The organism is Allobosea sp. GW821-FHT03A12 (assembly GCF_058986765.1).
Genome location: NZ_JBYSVZ010000005.1, coordinates 295,195 through 314,467, shown reverse-complemented (window position 1 = coordinate 314,467; position 19,273 = coordinate 295,195). Strand labels below are relative to the sequence as shown.

Below are 19,273 nucleotides of genomic sequence, written 5' to 3'. Positions count from 1 at the left end.
ATGCGCTGCCTGCATCAATCTCCTCGGCATTTGCATTTCACACCTGCCCGCAAACACCATTGTCTCCCTCCCGCGGCGCGGCCGAAGATGGCCGCGCAACCAACAACGCCGGTCGCGGCGACGGGAGGAATCATGAGACGTCACGTTCTGGCGGCCGCTGTCGGCCTGGCCTGCAGCTTCGGTGTGGCACAGGCCCAGCAGGCTCAGGAGCCGATCACGCTGCGCGGCATGGGCTCCTTCCATGTCGGCGGCAAGCTGGTCGAGATCTCGGGCCGACCGGTCAAGGACGTGGTGTTCACGCCCGGCGGCACGCCCGCCCGCGTCGACCCGAACGGCACCTACCAGACCGGGCAGATGTATGTGCAGTATTTCCTGCCGCAGAACGAGAAAGGCTCGCTGCCACTGCTGCTCTGGCATGGCGGCGGCATGACCGGCGTCAACTACGAGACCACGCCGGACGGCCGCCAGGGCTGGCTCGAATTCTTCCTGCGCAAGGGCTGGTCGGTCTACAATTCCGACGCGGTCGAGCGCGGTCGCTCGAGCTGGGCGATGTATCCCGACGTGATCCCCGGCGAGCCGCTGTTCCTGACCACGGCGAACCCGTTCGAACGCTTCCGCATCGGTGCGAGCGGCGGCTACGACGCCGATCCGGCCAAGCGCAAATACCTGCCGGGCAGCCAGTTCCCGGCCGAGGGCTACGACAATTTCGTCAAGCAGATCGTGCCGCGCTGGACCTCGACCGATCAGATGATCATCGACGCCTATATCGCCGAGGTCGACAAGGTCTGCCCTTGCGTGATCTCGTTCCACAGCCAGTCGGGCCAGTTCGGCTTCAAGGTGGCGCAGGCGCGGCCGGACAAGGTCAAGGCGCTGATCGCGGTCGAGCCGGCCGGCATCGGCGATCCGGCCAAGGCGGCAGCTCTGAAGGACGTACCCGTGCTGATGGTCTTCGGCGACCATATCGAGCAGGACGCGCGCTGGCCGACGATCCGCAAGACCGCCACCGATTTCGGCGACAAAATCACCACGGCCGGCGGCTCGGTCGAGGTCGTCAACCTGCCCGCCGTCGGCATCACCGGCAACTCGCACATGCTCATGATGGACAAGAATAATCTGGCTGTCGCTCAGCTGATCCAGGATTGGCTGGCGAAGAAGGGGCTGACGAAATAGGCTCGGGCTCGCGCGCCTGCTCCAGCAGCCAGTCGCGGAACAGGCTGATCTTGCGCGCTGTCCGGCGGCGCGCCGGGTAGGTCAGCCAGTAGTCGTAGCCGCCGGCCAGCATCAATTCGAAGGGCTGGATCAACAGCCCTTCGCAGAGCTCGCGCCGGAAGAAGATCGGCGAGCACATGGCCGCACCGTTGCTGGCGAGCGCGGCGGTTACTTCCAGCTGCTGGACCGCGAGATCGAAGCCTGCCTCCGCCGGCGTGGCCTCCGAGTTGACCCCGGCGGCAGCGAACCATTGGTCCCAAGCGTCGGTCTTGCCGATGCGTTTCACGCCGAGCATGTCGGACGGCAGTGGCGGGCGGCCGAGATCGCGGAACAGGTTCGGCCCGCAGAGCGGGGTGAACTCGCTCTTCATCAGCCAATGCGCCTCCAGCCCCGGCCATTGGCCGCTGCCGCGCCGGATAGCGACGTCGCAATCGTCAGCCTGCGGGTCGCTGGACCCGACCTGCGTGGTCATCCGCACCGCCAGCCCGGGGTTCTCGCACTGGAACAGCCCGAGGCGCGGCACCAGCCAGTTCGAGGCGATGGTCGGCAGCGCCTGGATCGAAAGCACGCCCTCGGCCGTCTGCGTGACCGCGGCGAAGGCCGCGCGCAACCCGTCGAAGGAGTCCATCACCGACGACGCGAGGCGCTCGCCGGCCTCGGTCAGGACGACGCGGCGAGCCTGGCGCTGGAACAGCGGCAGGCCGAGCCGCTCCTCCAGCAGCTTGATCTGATAGCTCACCGCCGCCTGCGTCATGCCGAGCTCGGCGGCGGCGCGAGTGAAGCTGCCATGGCGCGCTGCCGCCTCGAAGGCCCGGACCGCGCTGAGCGGCGGCATGCCCGTCACCAGATCGTTCATCAGCTGGCCTTATGTATCGAGCGTGAAATCCGGTTTGTCCGCGGGACCGATCGGAGCCATCCCTGGGCGCAATAGACAGCCATCCCAGGGAGCCGCATCATGTCGGCCGAAGTCAGCGGAAGCAACGGATATGTCAGCCTGCCGCCTGCGCTACAGGTGCTGATCGCTTCTATCCGCCGGTTCCGGCACAACCGCATGGTCGCGCTCGACGATCGCCTCGACCAGGAGGGGCTGAGCCCTCATATGGCGCGCGATGTCGGGCTGAACGATGCAAGCCTGATTTATGACAGCCGGCGCTCGGATCGTGGAGAATGACGCGCCTGCCTGCGCTCTCGGCGTCATGACCACGAGCGTTGGGAATGTCTTCGGCCACGACAGGAGACGATACGGGATCGGCCGGAGCCGTTGACAGCACTGCCCTGCCCCACTAGCCGGAGCCGATCTTTCCCGTCTCTCCAGCTGGTTGCCATGAATCTCAGCGTCTTCGCCCAGGAATATGCGCGCGCCGCCATGCGCAAGCCCGGGCAGTTCCTGCAGGCCCGGCCAGCGCGGCAATGCACGATCTGCGGCTATGAGGGCCGCTTCCTCGACGTCGGCCCTCGCCCGGAGGCGCGCTGCCCCAATTGCTCCTCGAAGGAGCGCGACCGGATCATGGGGCTCTATCTGCGCCGCAACGGCGTCGAGATGAACGGCAAGGCGCTGCTGCACTTCTCGCCGGAGCGGCCGTTCTTCCGGCTCTGGAAGGACAACCCGAACTACGTCGCCGGCGACGTCAAGCTCAGCCGGGTTGCCAATGCCGTCGTCGACATCACCAACATCCAGTTCGCCGACGGGCATTTCGACTATCTGATCTGCCACCACATCCTCGAGCACGTCCCGGCCGACGCCAAGGGCATGCAGGAGTGCTTCCGCGTGCTGAAGCCGGGCGGCACCGCCTTCTTCTCGGTGCCGCTCGACCAGAACAGAGCCGAGACCTGGGAGCCGCCGCCAGGCATGCCGGCGGCCGAGATCGAGCGCATCTGCGGCTGGGACCATGTGCGGCTCTATGGCCGCGACTTCCCCGACAAGCTCGCTTCCGTCGGCTTCAGCGTCGACGAGATCCGCTTCACGCCGGAGGAAGGCGAGCGCCACCGGCTCACCGAGAAGCACGGCCTCGACCTGCAAGGCCTCGACCGCATCTTCGTCTGCAAGAAGTAGCGCTGGCGCCGCGCGCGACTACAGCGCGCTCTTGCGCGGCGTGCGCATCGTGACGAGTTCCTCCGCCGCGCTCGGATGCAGGGCGATGGTGCGGTCGAAATCGGCCTTGGTCGCGCCCATGGTGACGGCGATGGCGACCGACTGGATGATCTCGCCGGCATCGTGGCCGAGGATGTGCACGCCGATCACCTTGTCGCTCTGCGCATCGACGATCAGCTTCATGTAGATGCGCTCGTCCCGGCCGGAGATCGTCGCCTTCATCGGCCGGAAGCCGGTCTCGAAGATGCGCAGCTCGCGGCCTGTCGCCAGCGCCTGCTGCTCGGTAAGGCCGACGGTGCCGAGCTCCGGCGTGGTGAAGACGGCGGAGGCGACGAGGGTGTGGTCCATGGTCCACGGCTTGCCGCCGAAGGTGGAGTCGGCGAATGCGTGGCCCTCGCGGATCGCAACTGGGGTCAGGTTGACGCGGTCGGTGACGTCGCCGACCGCGGCGATCGACGGGACATTGGAGAGCGAGGCGGCATCGACCAGCACCTGGCCGGCCGGGCCGAGCTTGACGCCGGCGGCTTCCAGGCCGAGCCCGGCCGTGTTCGGGCGGCGGCCGGTCGCGACCAGCACGACATCCGCGTCGATCGGCGCACCATGGGCGCAGTGCGCCCTGCGAGTGCCGTCCGGCAGCAATTCGATGCGATTCACCGTGCAGCCGAGGCGCAAGCTGATCCCGGCATGGCCGAGCGCGTCGCGCAGGCGGGTGCGCAGGTCCTCGTCGAAGCCGCGCAGGACATTGTCGCCGCGATGCAACAGCGTGACGGCGACACCGAGCCGGGCGAAGACGCTGGCGAATTCGAGCGCGATATAGCCCCCGCCGATCACCAGCATGCGCTTCGGCAGGCTCGGCAGATGGAAGACTTCGTTCGAGGAGATGCCGAGCTCGCCGCCGGGGATCGGCGGGTCGAAGGCCGGGTGACCGCCGGTCGCGACCAGGATGTGGCGGGCGCGGATGGTCTGCCCGCTCTTCTGCAGCTTGACCTCATGCGGACCGGTGACGACGGCGCGCTCCTCGCGGATCGCGACGCCGGCGCCGTCCAGCCCCTTGCGATAGAGACCCGAGAGGCGTGTCACCTCCTTGGCGACGGCGTCGCGCAAGGTCGGCCAGTCGAACTCCGGCTTGCCGACGTTCCAGCCGAAGCCGGCGGCATCCTCGAACTCGTCAGCGAAGCGGCTGGCATAGACGAAGAGCTTCTTCGGGACGCAGCCGCGGATGACGCAGGTGCCACCGATGCGGTCCTCCTCGGCGATCATCACCCGGGCGCCATGGCCGGCGGCGATGCGGGCGGCGCGCGTGCCACCCGATCCCGCGCCGATGACGAAGAGATCGACGTCGAACTCAGCCATGGCTGTCCCCCTGCCGCGCTGCGGCATCCCTGCAGAACAAGAGAATGGCGGCGCCGAGCCCGGCGATCCACCAGCCCTGCCAGGCACCGTGCCCGACAGTGGCGATCGAGAAGGCGGCCGCGAACAAGGCCAGCCGCGGCGCCTGCTCTGTTGCCGGCAGGCGCTGCAACCTAGCCAGCAGCAGCAGGCCCGCCAGCGTCAGCAAGCCAGCACCGACGACGCCCGTCTCGGCCCAGGCCTGCAGCGGCATGTCATGCGGATGGCTCGCCGCCAGCAAGCTCCGGTGTTCCGGCGAAACCTGCGCCGCGACCGGGTGTTCATGCATCGTCGCCGAGGTGCCGAAGCCGGCGCCGGCGAGCGGCCGGGCACGCGCCACCTCGCCGAAGCTCTGCCAGATGTCGATACGGGCCTGGCCAGTCATCGCGTTGAAGCGATTGAGGATCATGGAAGGCAGAAAGCGCTCGGCACTCGGCCCGAGCACGGGCGCGATCGCCATCGTCAGGACGAAGACGCTCGCGACCAGCGCCGAGGCGAGCCGCGGCGCGACGCTGGCCAGGAGCCAGCAGAGCGTCAGGACGGCGAAGCCCAGCCGCGCTGCGCCGCTCTCGGCCCGGATCACCAGGACCGCGACCGCGAGGGTCAGGACCACCGCCAGCAGCCGGTCCAGCGTCCGCGAGGACGGCCTCGACCAGAGCCCATGGACCACGGGCACGGCGAGCAGGAACAGCACGATGGTCGGACGGTTGAAGATGAAGGCCATCATCTTGCCGGTGCCGAGCGCCGTGCGCTGGGACAGGCCGGAGGCGAGCTCGAACACCAGCAAGGCCGCCGCGACAATGATCGTGGCCGCCAGCGCGCGCAAAAGCGCCGGCGTCGGCCGCCATTGGCCGGATACGGCGATCGCGAGCGCGAAGGCCATAGGCAGCACCAGCTCCGCCCAGAACTCAAGGGACGGAACCACCTTGTGGCTCCAGCCGATCGAGACCAGCGCCCAGGCGAGGAATGCGGCGACGGCCAGGGCCAGGGGCGTGGCGAGCAAGGCACGCAAGCGCGCGAGAACCGCCGAAGCCGGCTGCGCCAGCAGCCCAGCGCCCAGGAAGGCCGCCGCGGCAAGACCCAGCATGAGCGGGGCCGAACGGTTCGCCAGCCACATGACGAGCGGCATCAGCACCAGGCAGACCGCGCCGGTGATCCGAAGGGTCCGAACCGCCGCTGGCTCGCCCGCGCCTGCGGAGCGTGCATCTGCGGCGGCTGGTGAAGAGATCTGACTCATACGCTGCGGCTTACGCGATGCGGGAAGTGTCGCCTAGAGGCTGGCGGGTACCTTGATATGACCTGGGCGAGGCCATTCCTGCCCGTCCCGCGGCCTCCCCTGCGCCCTGAGGACCTACGACCTTCGGCGATGTCACCGGCCGCCCCTCGTCGAATTTTCCTGCGTGCACAGGCCGCTGAAGCGAAACATCTTGACTTGTGATTATGCAATCAGGCGCAATTGATCCGCGGTCTGATGCGGTGCCACAGGCGAGCGTCGACAATCGGTGCGCCAAGCGCGCCACTCGGGAGGTAACTATGCTCACGTCCTTCTTCAAGCGCGGGGCCGTGGCCGCCGTGGCCCTCATGGGCCTCACCACGGCCGCCTTCGCCCAATTGGAACTGAAGATCATGGCTCCCGCCGCGCCCGGCGGCGGCTGGGACGGCACGGCGCGCTCGATGCAGCAGGTGCTGATGGCGGCGGGCATCGCCAAGAGCGTCCAGGTCAACAACGTCACCGGCGCCGGCGGCACGATCGGCCTCGCCCAGCTGATCGGCGCCAAGGGCGACGGCCACCAGTTGATGGTCAACGGCTTCGTCATGGTCGGCGCCATCCTGCTCAACAAGTCGCCGGTCAACCTGACCCAGGTGACGCCGATCGCGCGGCTGACCGCCGAGGCCGAAGTCATCGTCGTCCCGACCGAGTCGCCGCTGAAGTCGGCCAAGGACCTCGCCGAGCGGCTCAAGGCCGATCCGGCCAAGGTGACCTGGGCCGGCGGCTCGGCCGGCGGCACCGACCACATCCTGGCGGCCCTGTTCGCCCAGGCCGTCGGCGCCGACGCCAAGAAGATCAACTACATCCCGTTCTCGGGCGGCGGTGAGGCTCTGGCCGCGATGCTCGGCGGACGCGTTACCGCCGGCGTCTCCGGCTATGGCGAGTTCGAAGGCCAGATCAAGGCCGGCAAGCTGCGCGTGCTCGCCGTCTCGTCGGCCAAGCGCCTCGAGAACGCGCCGGATGCGCCGACGCTGAAGGAGCAGGGCATCGATCTCGAGCTGCTGAACTGGCGCTCGGTCGTGGCGCCTCCGGGCCTGTCGGCCGAGCAGACCAAGACGCTGGTCGACGCCATGGAGAAGATGGTCAAGTCGAAGGAGTGGCAGGAGATCCTCAAGGCCCGCGGCTGGGACGATGCCTTCCTCGCCGGCGACGCCTTCGGCACCTTCCTGAAGGCCGAGATCGAGCGCGTCTCCAAGGTCATGACCGAGGTCGGCCTGGTCAAGTGAGCCGGCCACGGCATAGCTGACTGCGGGGCCGGGAAACCGGCCCCCTTTTTTCCTCTCCCTCCGGCTCCTGACGCGCCGGGCAACGACGGATCCCCCGATGAGCCAGGAGCCTCTCGCGCACCGACCGGACAAGCCGGCCCTCCTGGTCGGCGTGCTCTTGCTCGCCGTCGCGGCGATCGTCGGCCATGACGCCTCGACCCAGACGATCACCTCCAATTACGGTCTCGGACCGACGGCGATGCCCTATGTGATCTGCGGCGGGCTCGTCCTCCTCGGCCTGGCGCATCTGTTCGTCGCCTTCCGCGACGGCCTGCCCAAGCCGGAAGCGGCCGACAAGAGCGCGCTGCTCTGGATCGCGGCGGGTCTCACCGGGCTGATCGCCTCGATCGGCCTCGGCGGCGGCTTCGTGCTGGCGACCACGCTGGTCTTCGCCTGCACAGCCCGCGGCTTCGGCCGCCGCGCCTTCCTCGTCGATGCGGCCATCGGCTTCGTGCTCGGGCTCGCCATCTTCCTGATCTTCGCCAAGCTCCTGACGCTGATCCTGCCGTCAGGGCCGTTCGAGCAGCTCTTCCTCTGAAGGTGAAGGCGGGTAAACCATGGACACTCTCCTTTCCCTGCTGAACGGCTTCTCGGTCGCCTTCGAGCCCACGAAGCTGCTGTTCTGCCTGGTCGGCGTCTTCCTCGGCACCGCCGTCGGCGTGCTGCCCGGCATCGGCCCGGCGCTGACCGTCGCGCTGCTGCTGCCGGTCACCTTCAAGCTCGATCCGGCCGGTTCGCTGATCATGTTCGCCGGCATCTACTACGGCGGCATGTATGGCGGCTCGACCACCGCGATCCTGCTCAACGCGCCAGGCGAGAGCGCCTCGCTCGCAACCGCGCTCGAAGGCTCGAAGATGGCCAAGGCCGGCCGTGGCGGCCCGGCCCTCGCAACGTCGGCGATCGGCTCCTTCGTCGCCGGTCTGATCGCCACGATCGGCCTCGCCTTCCTGGCGCCCTGGCTGGTCGAGGTCGCGGTCAAGTTCGGTCCGTGGGACTATTTCGCGCTGATGATCGTCGCCTTCGTCACGGTGTCGGCGACCTTCGGCGACTCGCCCTTGCGTGGCCTGACCAGCCTGTTCCTCGGCATCACGCTCGGCCTGATCGGCATCGACAAGCTGACCGGCCAGGCGCGCCTGACCTTCGGCGTGCCGGAACTGCTCAATGGCATCGAGGTGACGACGCTCGCCGTCGGCCTGTTCGCGGTGGGCGAAGCCTTCTACGTCGCCTCCAAGCGCTTCCGCGAGCCGGAGGAGATCATCCCGATCAAGGGCTCGCTCTGGATGAGCAAGGAGGATTGGAAGCGCTCCTGGGCGCCCTGGCTGCGCGGCACCGCCTTCGGCTTCCCGATCGGGGCCCTGCCGGCCGGCGGCGCCGAGGTGCCGACCTTCCTGAGCTATTCGACCGAGCGGAAGCTCTGCAAATATCCGGACGAGTTCGGCAAGGGCGCGATCGAGGGCGTCGCGGGGCCGGAAGCGGCCAACAACGCCTCGGCCGCCGGCACGCTGGTGCCGCTCCTGACGCTCGGCCTGCCGACCTCGGCGACCGCTGCGATCATGCTCGCCGGCTTCCAGCAATACGGGCTCAACCCCGGCCCATTGCTCTTCGCCGAGAAGCCCGATCTGGTCTGGGGCCTGATCGCCTCGCTGTTCGTCGCCAACGTCATGCTGGTGATCCTCAACCTGCCGCTGATCGGGCTCTGGGTGAAGCTGCTCGCCGTGCCGCAGCCCTGGCTCTATGCCGGCATCCTGGTCTTCGCGACCATGGGCACGCTGGCGGTCAACGGCTCGCCGGTCGAGCTCGCCATGCTCTTCGCGTTCGGCTATCTCGGCTACCTGATGCGCCGCTACGACTATCCGGTCGCACCCATGGTGGTCGGGCTGATCCTCGGGCCGATGGCGGAGCAGCAACTGCGCCGCGCGCTGCAGATCAGCTTGGGCGATCCGATGATCCTGCTGGAAAACCCGATCTCGGCCACCCTGCTCGGCATCGCCTTCATCGCCCTCGTCGCGCCCTTCGTGATGAAGGGACTGAACAAGTTCAAGGCGGCCGAGGACTGACCACCCTAGACGCAGCCGGGGTGACACGCCCCGGCTGCGGTTGAACAAATATGGCGTGACTGTGTTCTCCTCCTTACCGGGCCTGCGGCCCGTCGAGCGAGGATGACCATGAGCGAAGCTACGCTATCCCCTTCCGCCGCACCGCAAGCCGAAGCCGCCGAGCCCAGCCTCCATCGCGTGATGGGGCCGTGGCTTCTGCTGCTCTTCATCGTCGGCGACATCCTCGGCACCGGCATCTACGCGCTGACCGGGCAAGTGGCGAAGCAGGTCGGCGGCGTCGTCTGGCTGCCCTTCCTGGTCGCCTTCGTCGTCGCAATGATCACGGCGTTCAGCTATCTCGAACTGGTCACCAAGTACCCGCGCGCCGCAGGCGCCGCGCTCTATGCGCACAAGGCCTTCGGCGTCCACTTCATCACCTTCATTGTCGCCTTCGCGGTGATGTGCTCCGGCATCACCTCGGCTTCGACGGCCTCGCGTGCCTTCGCCGCCAACATGTCGCACGCCTTCGGCCTGAACCTCACCGGCGGCATCGGCATCACCCTCCTCGGCCTCGCCTTCATGGCGATCGTCGCGGCCGTGAATTTCCGCGGGGTCGGCGAAAGCGTGAAGGCCAATGTCGTGCTGACCTGCGTCGAGCTGACAGGCCTCCTGATCGTGATCTTCGTCGGCCTGTGGGCGATCGCCGCTGGCCAGGGCGACGTCTCGCGCATCACCCAGTTCAAGCCAGCCGGCGACGGCGGCATGTTCTGGCCGGTGATCGCGGCGACCACCCTCGCCTTCTTCGCCATGGTCGGCTTCGAGGACTCGGTCAACATGGCCGAGGAGACCAAGGACCCGACGCGAATCTTCCCGAAGATCCTGCTCGCCGGTCTCGTCATCACCGGCGTGATCTATGTGCTGGTCTCGATCTCGGCGATCACGCTGGTCTCGCCGGAAGAGCTCGGCGAGGGCGAGACACCATTGCTCAAGGTGGTTGCGGCCGGAGCCCCGAACTTCCCGATCTGGATCTTTGGCTTCATCACCATGTTCGCCGTCGCCAACAGCGCGCTGATCAACATGCTGATGGCGAGCCGGCTGGTCTATGGCATGAGCCGCGAGCATGTGCTGCCGCCGGCGCTCGGCAAGGTGCATGCGACCCGGCGCACGCCTTACATCGCGATCGGCTTCACCACACTGCTTGCCTTCGCGCTGATCACCTTCGTCGGCGAGGTGCCGGCGCTGGGCGGCACGACCGCGCTGCTGCTGCTCTGCGTCTTCACCGTCGTCAACATCGCCGTGCTGATGCTGCGCAAGGACACGGTCGAGCACGCGCATTTCCGGACGCCGACCGTCCTGCCGATCGCCGGTGCGCTCTTCTGCGCCTTCTTCGCCGGCCCGTGGACAGGGCGCGATCCGGTCCAGTACAAGATCGCCGGCATCCTGATCGGCGTCGGCGTCGTCCTCTGGCTGGTAACCGTGATGGTCAACCGCGCCGCCGGCGTGCGGCTGAGTGATCCGACGATGGAGGACATCGGCGGGCACGGGCCGGTGAACTGAACCTCAACAAAAAAAGGCCGCCGGTTCGACCGGCGGCCTTTTCACATTCAGGGACCGTCCAGGCTCAGAGCTGGTGGCCGCGCTTGCGCATCTCGGCGTTGAACAGGTCGAAGAGCCGGTTGCTGGTGGCGGTGCTCCAGGGCTGCAGCAGCGCGAAGATCTCGTCGAGCGCCTGCGCCCGGAAGGAATTGTAGCGCTGGCCGACCGGCGAATTGAAGAAGGCGGAGACCTCCTTGAGGTCGGCTTCCGACATCTTGGTGGCGAAGATCCGGGCCGAGGAGTCGACCATCTCGTCGCGGCGCAGATCGGCCTCGGGCTTGAGCGCGGTCAGGACCTCTTCCATGTCCTTCTTCAGCTCGGGGCGGGTCGCATAGGTCTGCCGGACACCGGCGACGAACTCGGCGTAAAGCGCCTCGATCGACTGCGACAGGCCGGAGGCGACCACGACCTCGCGGGCGACCTTGACGTGCTCCGGCGTCGGCACTTGCTGCGCCAGCGCGGGCATGGCGAACAATGCCAGCGACAGGAACGCGCCTGCCAGGCTGTGACGGATCATGCGGTTACCCCTTCGTCGCTCGCCTGCCATGCGGCGATGTCCATGTGTTCTGCGGCGGCAACCTCCCTGACCGGGTGCAGCCGCCGGCCGCTCTTAGAACATGTCCAGCCAAAGTGGAAACCACTTTTGCGACGAGAACATGCCGTTTGAAAGGCTGTCAGCCCCGCTCCGAAGCCGGATCGCCGAGGACACGCACTCCGTCGGCGCCAGCGAGGAAAGCCGCCGTCGCCAGACCGAGGAATAGGCCGTGCTCGACGACGCCGGGCACCTGGTTCAGCGCCAGCGCCAGCACCTCGGGCAGCTCGATCCGGCCGAGATGCGCGTCGAGGATGTAATGGCCGCCATCGGTCAGCAGCGTCGATCCATCAGGCCGCTTGCGCAGCTTGAGCTGACCATGCGCGCCCGACGAGGCGATCGCGGCCGCGACCGCGCGGCGCGTCGCCTCCAGTCCGAAGGGCACGACCTCGATCGGCAGGGGGAAGCGGCCGAGCGTCTCAACCTGCTTGCCGGTATCGGCGATCACGATCATGCGCTTGGAGGCGGCGGCGACGATCTTCTCGCGCAGCAGCGCAGCGCCGCCTCCCTTGATCAGCCGCAGGGCGCTGTCGAGTTCATCGGCGCCGTCGATTGTGAGGTCGAGCTCCGGGGTCTGGTCGAGCGTCGACATGGGGATCGACAGGCTCTCGGCCTGCGCCTGCGTCACCTCCGAGGTGGCGACGCAGATCACCTCGAGCCCGGCCGCAACCTTGGCGCCGAGGCCGTCGACGAAGTGCTTGGCCGTCGAGCCGGTGCCGAGGCCGAGACGCATGCCCGGGCGCACCAGCTCCAGCGCCGCCAGCGCGGCAGCCTTCTTCAGGTCCTCGCTCACGCGCCGAGCCCGCCCATCAGCATGTACTTGATCTCGACGAACTCCTCGATGCCGTGGAGGGAGCCCTCGCGGCCGAGGCCGGATTCCTTGACGCCGCCGAAGGGCGCGACCTCGGTGCCGAGAATGGCCGAATTGATGCCGACCATGCCGTATTCGAGCTCCTCGGCGACGCGGAAGGCCCGGCCGAGATCCTTCGTGTAGAAGTACGCTGCCAGGCCGAAGGGCGTGTCGTTCGCCATGGCGACGACCTCGTCCTCGCTCTTGAAGCGATAGACCGGTGCGATCGGTCCGAAGGTCTCCTCGCGCGTCACCAGCATCTTGGTGGTGACGCCGGCGAGCACGGTCGGCTCGTAGAAGGTGCGGCCGAGCGCATGGCGGTGGCCGCCGACCATCACTTTGGCGCCATTGGCGACCGCGTCGGCGACATGGCGCTCGACCTTCTCGATCGCGCGCTCGTTGATCAGCGGGCCCTGCACGACCCCGACCTCGACGCCGTTGCCGACCTTCATCTTGGCAACCTCGCCGGCGAACTTGGCGACGAAGTCGTCATGGATGCCGTCCTGGACGAAGAGGCGGTTGGTGCAGACGCAGGTCTGGCCCATGTTGCGGAACTTGGCGATTATCGCGCCCTCGACCGCCTTGTCGAGATCGGCGTCGTCGAAGACGATGAAGGGCGCATTGCCGCCAAGCTCGAGCCCGACCTTCTTCACCGTCGAGGCCGCCTGCTGCATCAAGAGCTTGCCGACCGGGGTCGAGCCGGTGAAGCCGATGAAGCGCACCGCCGGATGCGAGGTCATCACGCCGCCGATCGCCTGCGCATCGCCGGTGACGATGTTAAGCACGCCCTTGGGGAAGCCGGCCTGCTCGGCGAGCGCGACCAGCGCCAGCGCCGTCAGCGGCGTGTCCGGCGCCGGCTTGACCACGAAGGTGCAGCCCGCGGCAAGGCCCGGCGCGCATTTGCGGGTGATCATCGCCGCCGGGAAGTTCCAGGGCGTGATCGCGGCGCAGACGCCGACCGGCTGCTTGGCGACGATGATGCGCGAATTCGGGAAGGGCGAGGGAATGGTCTCGCCATAGATGCGCTTGGCTTCCTCGGCATAGAACTCGACGAAGGAGGCGGCATAGGCGACCTCGCCGCGGGCCTCTGCCAGCGGCTTGCCCTGCTCGGCCGTCATGATCTGCGCCAGGTCCTCCTGGTTCGCCATGATCAGCTCGAACCATTTGCGCAGGATGACGGACCGCTCCTTGGCCGACTTCTTCGCCCAGGGCTTGAAGGCGCGCGAAGCGGCTTCGACAGCGGCGGTGGTCTCGTCGGCACCGAAGCGCGGCACCTTGGCCAGGACCTCGCCGGTCGCGGGATTGTCGACGGCATCGACGCCCTCGCCGATCCAGGCGCCATCGACATGGCACTGCGAGCGCAGCAGCGAGGGATCCTTGAGCGCGAGCATGTGGGCCTCCGGCGTTTATGAACGGGTCGCCGGGGGTCTAGCACGCCAAATGACGGCTTGCCGAGCGCAAAAGCCGCATCCCCGCCGTGACAAGATAGCGGTTACCGCCCCGCCACCGACCCCGCGCTATTTCGCCATCGGCGTACAGACGACCTTGTCGTCGAAGACGTAGCAGACGCTGAGCTCGCCGGTGCGGACATTGGCGCGGAAGATGCCGCCTTCGCGCTCATGGCGCGACGGAACCAGCACATAGTCGCTCGGCGCCTGCGGGCCGGCCCCCTCGCCCGCCGGGAAGCAGACCGTGACGCCGACGCCGCCCTCCTTGAGCTGGAACTGACAGGCCCCGACCTCGCCGGTCGCCTTGTCAATGCGATAGACGCGGTTGAGATCGGTCTGTGGCGCCGGCGCAAACTCGAAGGGCGCTGCAACGGCCGCTCCGAAGACCGGCAAGATGAACAGGCCGGCGCCCAGCGCCCGGCCGAGGGAGCTCCTGGAGCAGCTCGACAGTTTCGGCACCACTACGATCCCCTTTGACGATTCGTCCGCACCCTATCATGGCGGCGAAGCCGTATCATCGCGATTGCGGCAAGGTGACGACGGCATGGCGCCTCTTCCGTCCTGAGCCTTGCCAAGCCGCGCCTGCCGGCCTTTATGCGGATGGCCACGTCACAGGATGGATCATGTCGCTTCCCCCGATCGTCGTCTTCGATCTCGACGGCACGCTCGCCGAGACCGCCCCCGACATCATGCGCACGCTCAACGTCATCCTCGAGCAGGAAGGGCTGGCGGCCCTGCCGATCGAGCGGGCGCGCGAACTCGTCGGCGCCGGCGCAAGGGCACTGATCGAGCGTGGCTTCAAGGTCAGCGGCCGGCCGCTCGATGCGGACAAGCTGGAGCAGCTGTTCCAGCAGTTCCTGACGATCTATGCCGGCGGGATCGCCAATTACAGCTATATCCACGATGGCGTCGTCGCCGCGCTCGATGCGCTCGCAGGCGATGGCTTCGTCTTCGCCGTCTGCACCAACAAGCCGATCCTGCACACTAGGCTCTTCCTCGATGCGGTCGGCCTGACCGAGCGCTTCGCCGCGATCGCCGGGCGCGACAGCTTCCCCTTCTTCAAGCCCGACCCGCGCCATCTGACGCAGACGATCGCGCAGGCCGGCGCCGATCCGGCCCGCGCGGTGATGATCGGCGATTCGCGCACCGATGTGGACACGGCACGCGCCGCCGGCATCCCCGTCATCTGCGTGCCGTTCGGCTATACCGATGTGCCGGTCGAGGCGCTCGCGCCCGATCTGGTGATCCAGCACTTCGACGAGTTGCCCCAGGCGGTGCGGCAATTGACCGGTGGCGAGCCGGCCCTCGCTACTCATTCTTGACGGCGGCGCAGCACCCCACTAGGAACAGCGCGGTCCGGGCGGCTAGCTCAGCGGTAGAGCACTCCCTTCACACGGGAGGGGTCACAGGTTCGATCCCTGTGCCGCCCACCATCTTCTCCAGATATTCAGTCCCGGTCCTGGTAGCTTCGGTCGATGGCGAATCGATCCGGCTCTGCCATCGCTTCGGCCACGCAACCGATTGCCGCCTGCTCGATTGCTGGCGATTCCGCAGTCATCTAGGTTGAGCGTGAGACTCTGCGAGACCGACAGGTGCCACGCTCCCCCTCGAAGACCCGTCCGATCACGATCAAGGACGTCGCCCAGTTCGCTGGCGTGCACGCCTCGACCGTTTCGCGGGCCCTCAACCCGGCAACGCGCTCGATGGTGGCGCAGGATCTCGCCGTCAGCATTCTTCGGGCTGCGCAGGAGCTCGGCTACCAGCCCGACCATCTGGCCGCGAGCCTCCGCACCGGCCGCTCGCAGCTCGTCGGCGTGCTGCTCCCCGACATCGCCAATCCGGTCTTCGCCCCCATCCTCAGCGGAATCACCGAGCGCCTCATCGAGGACGGCTACTCCACCATCGTCGCCGATGCCGGGCCCGGCGTGCCCTCTGCCACGATATTGCTGGACGGGCTGATCGCCCATCGCGTCGACGGGCTGGTCCTGGCGACGGCCACGCGCGACGATGCGCTCGTCGGCCGCTGCCTGGAACGCAACGTTCCGGTCGTGCTGGTCAACCGCGCGGAGGCGCAAGCGCGCGTCTCCGCCGCAGTGTCCGACGACATGCGCGGGATGCAGCTCGCCGTCGATCATCTGGTCGGGCTCGGGCACCGCAGGATCGGCCACATCGCCGGGCCGCCGACCCTGTCGACCGGCCTGCTGCGCCTGAGGGGCTTCGAGGCGGCGACCCGCGACCAAGGCACGCCGCTGGAGAGCTTCAGCCAGAGCGCGACGGCCTATTCCCGCGAAGCCGGCGCCGAGGCGGCCGGCAGGCTGCTGGTGGCAGCGCCCCAGATTACCGCCATCGTCGCTGCAAACGACCTGCTGGCTCTCGGCGCCTATGATGCCCTGCGCGAGCGGGGACTGCACTGCCCGGACGAGGTCTCCGTCGTCGGGCACAACGACATGCCGCTGATGGACCTGGTCGCGCCGGCGCTGACCACCGTGAGGATCGAGCACCGAGCGATGGGCCGCGAGGCGGCCGAGCTGCTGGTCCAGCGCATGCGGCGGGAGGACGCGTCGACGCGCATGGTGATGCTGACACCTCGCCTCATCGTGCGCGGCTCGACCGCAGCTCCCCGGCAGGAGCGGCGCTAAACGCGGCTCGCGCACGCGGCACTGGCCGCGAAAGGCGCGAATGGCAAAAGGTTGGCCGCCGGAACCGCATTCTCCACGGAGCCGCCCCAGCATACATCGCCGCACAGAACCGCCTTCACAAGCAATCGATTGCTGTCGGTTAACGGGCCTTCCTATCTCAAAAATCGGCAACAGCCCTGTTATTTCATTATTATTTCTGTCGCATTGACCGAAGCGATTTTGCACGATAGCAATCGATTGCAGAACATCGCGACGCGCCCTGCCCCGGATATCGGACGCATGAGAACAGCCGGCCGGAGGCCAGAGCGGAGACACCACCGGGAGAACGCCATGAATGACGACGGATTTCGGACGCCCCTCGCCCGCCCGGCAAGGCGGCTGCTCGCTTTGGCCGTCTGCGCGCTGTGGCCGGCCACAGTCCCCACTCCTTCCGCTGCCCAGGCCTGGCCGGAGCGGCCGATCACGGCCGTCGTCCCGCTCGCCGCGGGCAACGCCATCGACGTGGTCGGCCGGATCGTGCTCGATCAGATGTCGCGGCAGCTCGACCGGCCGATCGTGGTCGAGAACCGCGTCGGGGCCGGCGGCACGATCGGGGCCGCGACCGTGGCGAAAGCGACGCCGGACGGCTACACGATCCTGGTGCATTCCTCGTCGATCGCGATCGCGCCGTCGCTCTATTCGAAGCTCCCCTACGACACGACGGGCGACCTTGCGGCGGTGATCCCCTTCGGCATCCAGCCGAGCGTGCTGGTCAGCACACCCAAGAAGGGATTCAAGACGGTCGCCGACCTCGTGGCGGCGGCGAAAGCCAAGCCCGGCGCGCTGAACTACGCTTCGGCCGGCAGCGGCAGCACCTCGCATCTGGCGGCACTGCGCATGCTGGCCGGCGCCGGGCTGCAGATGCACCATGTGCCCTATCGCGGCCCGATCGACGCCATCACCGGCCTGCTCGCCGGCGAGATCGACATCTATTTCCTGCCGCTCTCGGCGGCGCTACCCCATCTCAAGGAGGGGACGCTGACCGCGCTCGCGGTCAGCACCTCCCGGCGGGTCGCCGCCTTGCCCGATGTCCCGACGACGCTGGAAGCCGGCTTGCCTGATTCCGCCTACGAGTTCTGGATCGGGCTGTTCGTGCCGAGCAAGACGCCGCCAGGCGTGATCGAGCGCCTGTACGGGGAGGCGCAGAAGGCTTTGCGCCTGCCGGAGGTCCAGGAGAAGCTGCGGACGGTCGGAATGGAGCCGATGCCGCTCGATCGCGAGCAATTCGACCGGCGCCTGCGGGCGGAAATCGACGATGTCGGCAAGCTGGTGAAGGCGGCCGGTATCCCGCCCGTCAATTGAGGAAGCTGATTGCCGGCGTCCCCGGGGGATCTCGCCCGGCAAGCGGCAATGCTCGGACAATGAGCATTGACGAGACGTCCTGCGCTCGCAGGACGTCAAGCGAATCGGCGTCGCGCGGCGGAGAGCGCGCGACATGGCCGTTGCCCGGACGCACAGGACAGATCCGATCCGCCTGCCCTTCCGGCAGGCGGCTGCGACCGTCCTGCTGCTCATGCTCTTCGCAGCCTGCCTCGCGGCTTGCGCCAATCCGGCGAACCGACCTTCGAATCTGCGCCGCTCTCTGGCAGTGCCCGCTGCCCGCTCCTTCACCTCGGCCAGCGAAGGCGGCTCCACTGCGGTGATTGTCGCCCTTTCCGGTGGCGGAGCACGGTCGGCCGCCTTCGGATACGGCATCTTGTCGGCATTGGCAGAGCAGCGAGCTTCCGGCCGCTCCGGCCGCTCGCTCGCCGACGAGGTCACCGCGATCGCGGGCGTGTCGGGCGGCGGCATCCTCGCCGCGCATTTCGCCCTGCATGGTCCGCAGGGCCTGCCGGCCTTCCGGCGCGACTTCCTCGACCAGGACCCCGAAGGCGCATTGCGCACCAGCTTCACGCCGGCAAATCTGCTGCGCGGCTATCGCGGCGGCGTCAACGACCTCTCGGGCCTCGCCGACTGGCTCGACACGCATCTCTATCACGGTGCGAGACTCGGCGATCTCGACCAGCCCGGTCGCCCAAGGCTGCTCCTGCATGCAACGGAACTCTACAACCGCGCGCCCTTCCCCTTCGACCGCGACAGTTTCCGGGCGATCTGCAGCGACTACGACGCGTTTCCGCTCGCCCATGCCGTTGCGGCCTCGTCGGCAGTGCCAGTGCTGTTCGCACCGATCGTGCTGGAGAACTTCAAGCCGGCCTGCCCGGCTGCCGGCGACAGCACGCCATCGCATGAGCGCTCGGCTTTCGCCCGCCATGTCGAGGCATCTCAGACGCGCTACGCTAGCGAGCCGGAGCTGCACTATCTCAAGCTGCTTGACGGCGGCCTCGTCGACAATCTCGCTGTGCGCAACCTGATCCGGGCGATGAACCGGCCTGCGCCGGCACTCGTCCCGCAGCAGGCTGCGCAGCGGCTGCGCCGCGTCGTCATCGTCGTCGCCGATGCCTCGATGCGGGTCGGCGGCGAGATCTCCCGGGCGATCGACGGCCCGGACGCGCCTGAGGCGATCACCGCCTCGATCGACGCCATGGTCGACAATGCGAGCCGGGCAGGCCTCGATGCAGTGGAGCGGGAGACCGCACGTTGGCGGGAGCGGCTGGTCCGTTGGCGCTGCGGCCTCCCGGCAGCGGAGTCGCGTTGCAGACAGCTGCAGGTCACGCTGGTGCGCCTCTCCCTCTCCGACGTGCAGGCTTCCGAAGAGAGAAGCCGCATTCTGCAATTGCACAACAAGCTGACACTGAAAGCCGAGGAGGTGGATTTCCTCGCAGATCTGGGCCGCCGGCTCCTGGCGGCCAACCCCGATTATCGGCGGGCGGTCAAATCTCCGCTCCCCTGACGAATGGCGATGAACTCG

At 67.8% G+C, this 19,273-nt stretch carries 18 protein-coding genes and 1 tRNA gene; 12 read left to right on the top strand and 7 right to left on the bottom strand.

What is annotated here, in order from left to right; translation table 11 throughout:
- The first annotated feature begins 132 nt into the window (after positions 1-132).
- Positions 133-1,170: an alpha/beta hydrolase gene (locus tag AC3WLC_RS20140; RefSeq protein ID WP_493685686.1), complete on the top strand. Its 1,038-nt coding sequence runs from the start codon at positions 133-135 to the stop codon at positions 1,168-1,170.
- Here AC3WLC_RS20140 and AC3WLC_RS20135 read toward each other — a convergent pair.
- A complete protein-coding gene (locus AC3WLC_RS20135) occupies positions 1,094-2,065 on the bottom strand; it encodes a LysR family transcriptional regulator (protein WP_493685685.1) in 972 nt (323 codons plus the stop codon). The genes AC3WLC_RS20140 and AC3WLC_RS20135 overlap by 77 nt on opposite strands.
- Before the next feature lie 99 nt (positions 2,066-2,164).
- On the opposite strand from AC3WLC_RS20135, the gene AC3WLC_RS20130 reads away from it, so the two are divergent.
- On the top strand, positions 2,165-2,380 hold the full coding sequence (locus AC3WLC_RS20130) for a hypothetical protein (protein ID WP_493685684.1): 216 nt from the start codon (positions 2,165-2,167) through the stop codon (positions 2,378-2,380).
- A gap of 153 nt (positions 2,381-2,533) precedes the next feature.
- The gene (locus tag AC3WLC_RS20125; RefSeq protein ID WP_493685683.1) at positions 2,534-3,262 is read left to right on the top strand and encodes a methyltransferase domain-containing protein; all 729 of its coding nucleotides are present in this window, start codon (positions 2,534-2,536) and stop codon (positions 3,260-3,262) included.
- 18 nt (positions 3,263-3,280) lie between these two features.
- Here the strand turns inward: AC3WLC_RS20125 and gor are convergent, their stop codons facing one another.
- Positions 3,281-4,654 carry a glutathione-disulfide reductase gene (gene gor, locus AC3WLC_RS20120; protein WP_493685682.1) on the bottom strand — a complete coding sequence of 458 codons (1,374 nt, stop codon included), beginning with the start codon at positions 4,652-4,654 and terminating at the stop codon, positions 3,281-3,283.
- Positions 4,647-5,927 (bottom strand): O-antigen ligase family protein, encoded by a 1,281-nt coding sequence (locus AC3WLC_RS20115; RefSeq protein WP_493685680.1) that lies wholly within the window; start codon positions 5,925-5,927, stop codon positions 4,647-4,649. The genes gor and AC3WLC_RS20115 overlap by 8 nt, the downstream gene beginning before the upstream one ends.
- A gap of 296 nt (positions 5,928-6,223) precedes the next feature.
- On the opposite strand from AC3WLC_RS20115, the gene AC3WLC_RS20110 reads away from it, so the two are divergent.
- The 4 genes from AC3WLC_RS20110 to AC3WLC_RS20095 all read left to right on the top strand — a co-directional run bounded on the left by AC3WLC_RS20110 (position 6,224) and on the right by AC3WLC_RS20095 (position 10,818).
- Positions 6,224-7,186 (top strand): Bug family tripartite tricarboxylate transporter substrate binding protein, encoded by a 963-nt coding sequence (locus AC3WLC_RS20110; RefSeq protein ID WP_493685679.1) that lies wholly within the window; start codon positions 6,224-6,226, stop codon positions 7,184-7,186.
- A gap of 97 nt (positions 7,187-7,283) precedes the next feature.
- Positions 7,284-7,763 carry a tripartite tricarboxylate transporter TctB family protein gene (locus AC3WLC_RS20105; RefSeq protein ID WP_493685678.1) on the top strand — a complete coding sequence of 160 codons (480 nt, stop codon included), beginning with the start codon at positions 7,284-7,286 and terminating at the stop codon, positions 7,761-7,763.
- Between the two features lie 19 nt (positions 7,764-7,782).
- Positions 7,783-9,282 carry a tripartite tricarboxylate transporter permease gene (locus AC3WLC_RS20100; protein ID WP_493685677.1) on the top strand — a complete coding sequence of 500 codons (1,500 nt, stop codon included), beginning with the start codon at positions 7,783-7,785 and terminating at the stop codon, positions 9,280-9,282.
- Positions 9,283-9,390: 108 nt separating this feature from the next.
- On the top strand, positions 9,391-10,818 hold the full coding sequence (locus AC3WLC_RS20095) for an APC family permease (protein WP_493685676.1): 1,428 nt from the start codon (positions 9,391-9,393) through the stop codon (positions 10,816-10,818).
- Between the two features lie 64 nt (positions 10,819-10,882).
- On the opposite strand, the gene AC3WLC_RS20090 is transcribed toward AC3WLC_RS20095, so the two are convergent.
- The 4 genes from AC3WLC_RS20090 to AC3WLC_RS20075 all read right to left on the bottom strand — a co-directional run bounded on the left by AC3WLC_RS20090 (position 10,883) and on the right by AC3WLC_RS20075 (position 14,161).
- On the bottom strand, positions 10,883-11,374 hold the full coding sequence (locus tag AC3WLC_RS20090; RefSeq protein ID WP_493685675.1) for a DUF2059 domain-containing protein: 492 nt from the start codon (positions 11,372-11,374) through the stop codon (positions 10,883-10,885).
- Positions 11,375-11,531: 157 nt separating this feature from the next.
- On the bottom strand, positions 11,532-12,242 hold the full coding sequence (rpiA, locus tag AC3WLC_RS20085; RefSeq protein ID WP_493685674.1) for a ribose-5-phosphate isomerase RpiA: 711 nt from the start codon (positions 12,240-12,242) through the stop codon (positions 11,532-11,534).
- Positions 12,239-13,690, bottom strand: coding sequence for an NAD-dependent succinate-semialdehyde dehydrogenase (locus AC3WLC_RS20080; RefSeq protein ID WP_493685673.1), 1,452 nt, complete (start codon positions 13,688-13,690; stop codon positions 12,239-12,241). The genes rpiA and AC3WLC_RS20080 overlap by 4 nt, the downstream gene beginning before the upstream one ends.
- Positions 13,691-13,816: 126 nt before the next feature.
- Complete coding sequence (locus tag AC3WLC_RS20075) at positions 13,817-14,161, bottom strand: hypothetical protein (RefSeq protein WP_377009723.1); 345 nt, start codon at positions 14,159-14,161, stop codon at positions 13,817-13,819.
- Positions 14,162-14,370: 209 nt separating this feature from the next.
- Between AC3WLC_RS20075 and AC3WLC_RS20070 the strand changes: the two genes are divergently transcribed.
- From AC3WLC_RS20070 to AC3WLC_RS20050, 5 genes are all read left to right on the top strand, one after another.
- The gene (locus AC3WLC_RS20070; RefSeq protein WP_493685672.1) at positions 14,371-15,069 is read left to right on the top strand and encodes an HAD family hydrolase; all 699 of its coding nucleotides are present in this window, start codon (positions 14,371-14,373) and stop codon (positions 15,067-15,069) included.
- A 36-nt stretch (positions 15,070-15,105) separates the two neighbouring features.
- Positions 15,106-15,180: transfer RNA gene (locus AC3WLC_RS20065), tRNA-Val, on the top strand.
- 159 nt (positions 15,181-15,339) lie between these two features.
- Positions 15,340-16,386 (top strand): LacI family DNA-binding transcriptional regulator, encoded by a 1,047-nt coding sequence (locus tag AC3WLC_RS20060; protein WP_493685671.1) that lies wholly within the window; start codon positions 15,340-15,342, stop codon positions 16,384-16,386.
- A 330-nt stretch (positions 16,387-16,716) separates the two neighbouring features.
- Positions 16,717-17,727 (top strand): Bug family tripartite tricarboxylate transporter substrate binding protein, encoded by a 1,011-nt coding sequence (locus tag AC3WLC_RS20055; RefSeq protein WP_493685670.1) that lies wholly within the window; start codon positions 16,717-16,719, stop codon positions 17,725-17,727.
- A gap of 133 nt (positions 17,728-17,860) precedes the next feature.
- Positions 17,861-19,255, top strand: coding sequence for a patatin-like phospholipase family protein (locus tag AC3WLC_RS20050; RefSeq protein ID WP_493685669.1), 1,395 nt, complete (start codon positions 17,861-17,863; stop codon positions 19,253-19,255).
- The last annotated feature ends 18 nt before the right edge of the window (positions 19,256-19,273 follow it).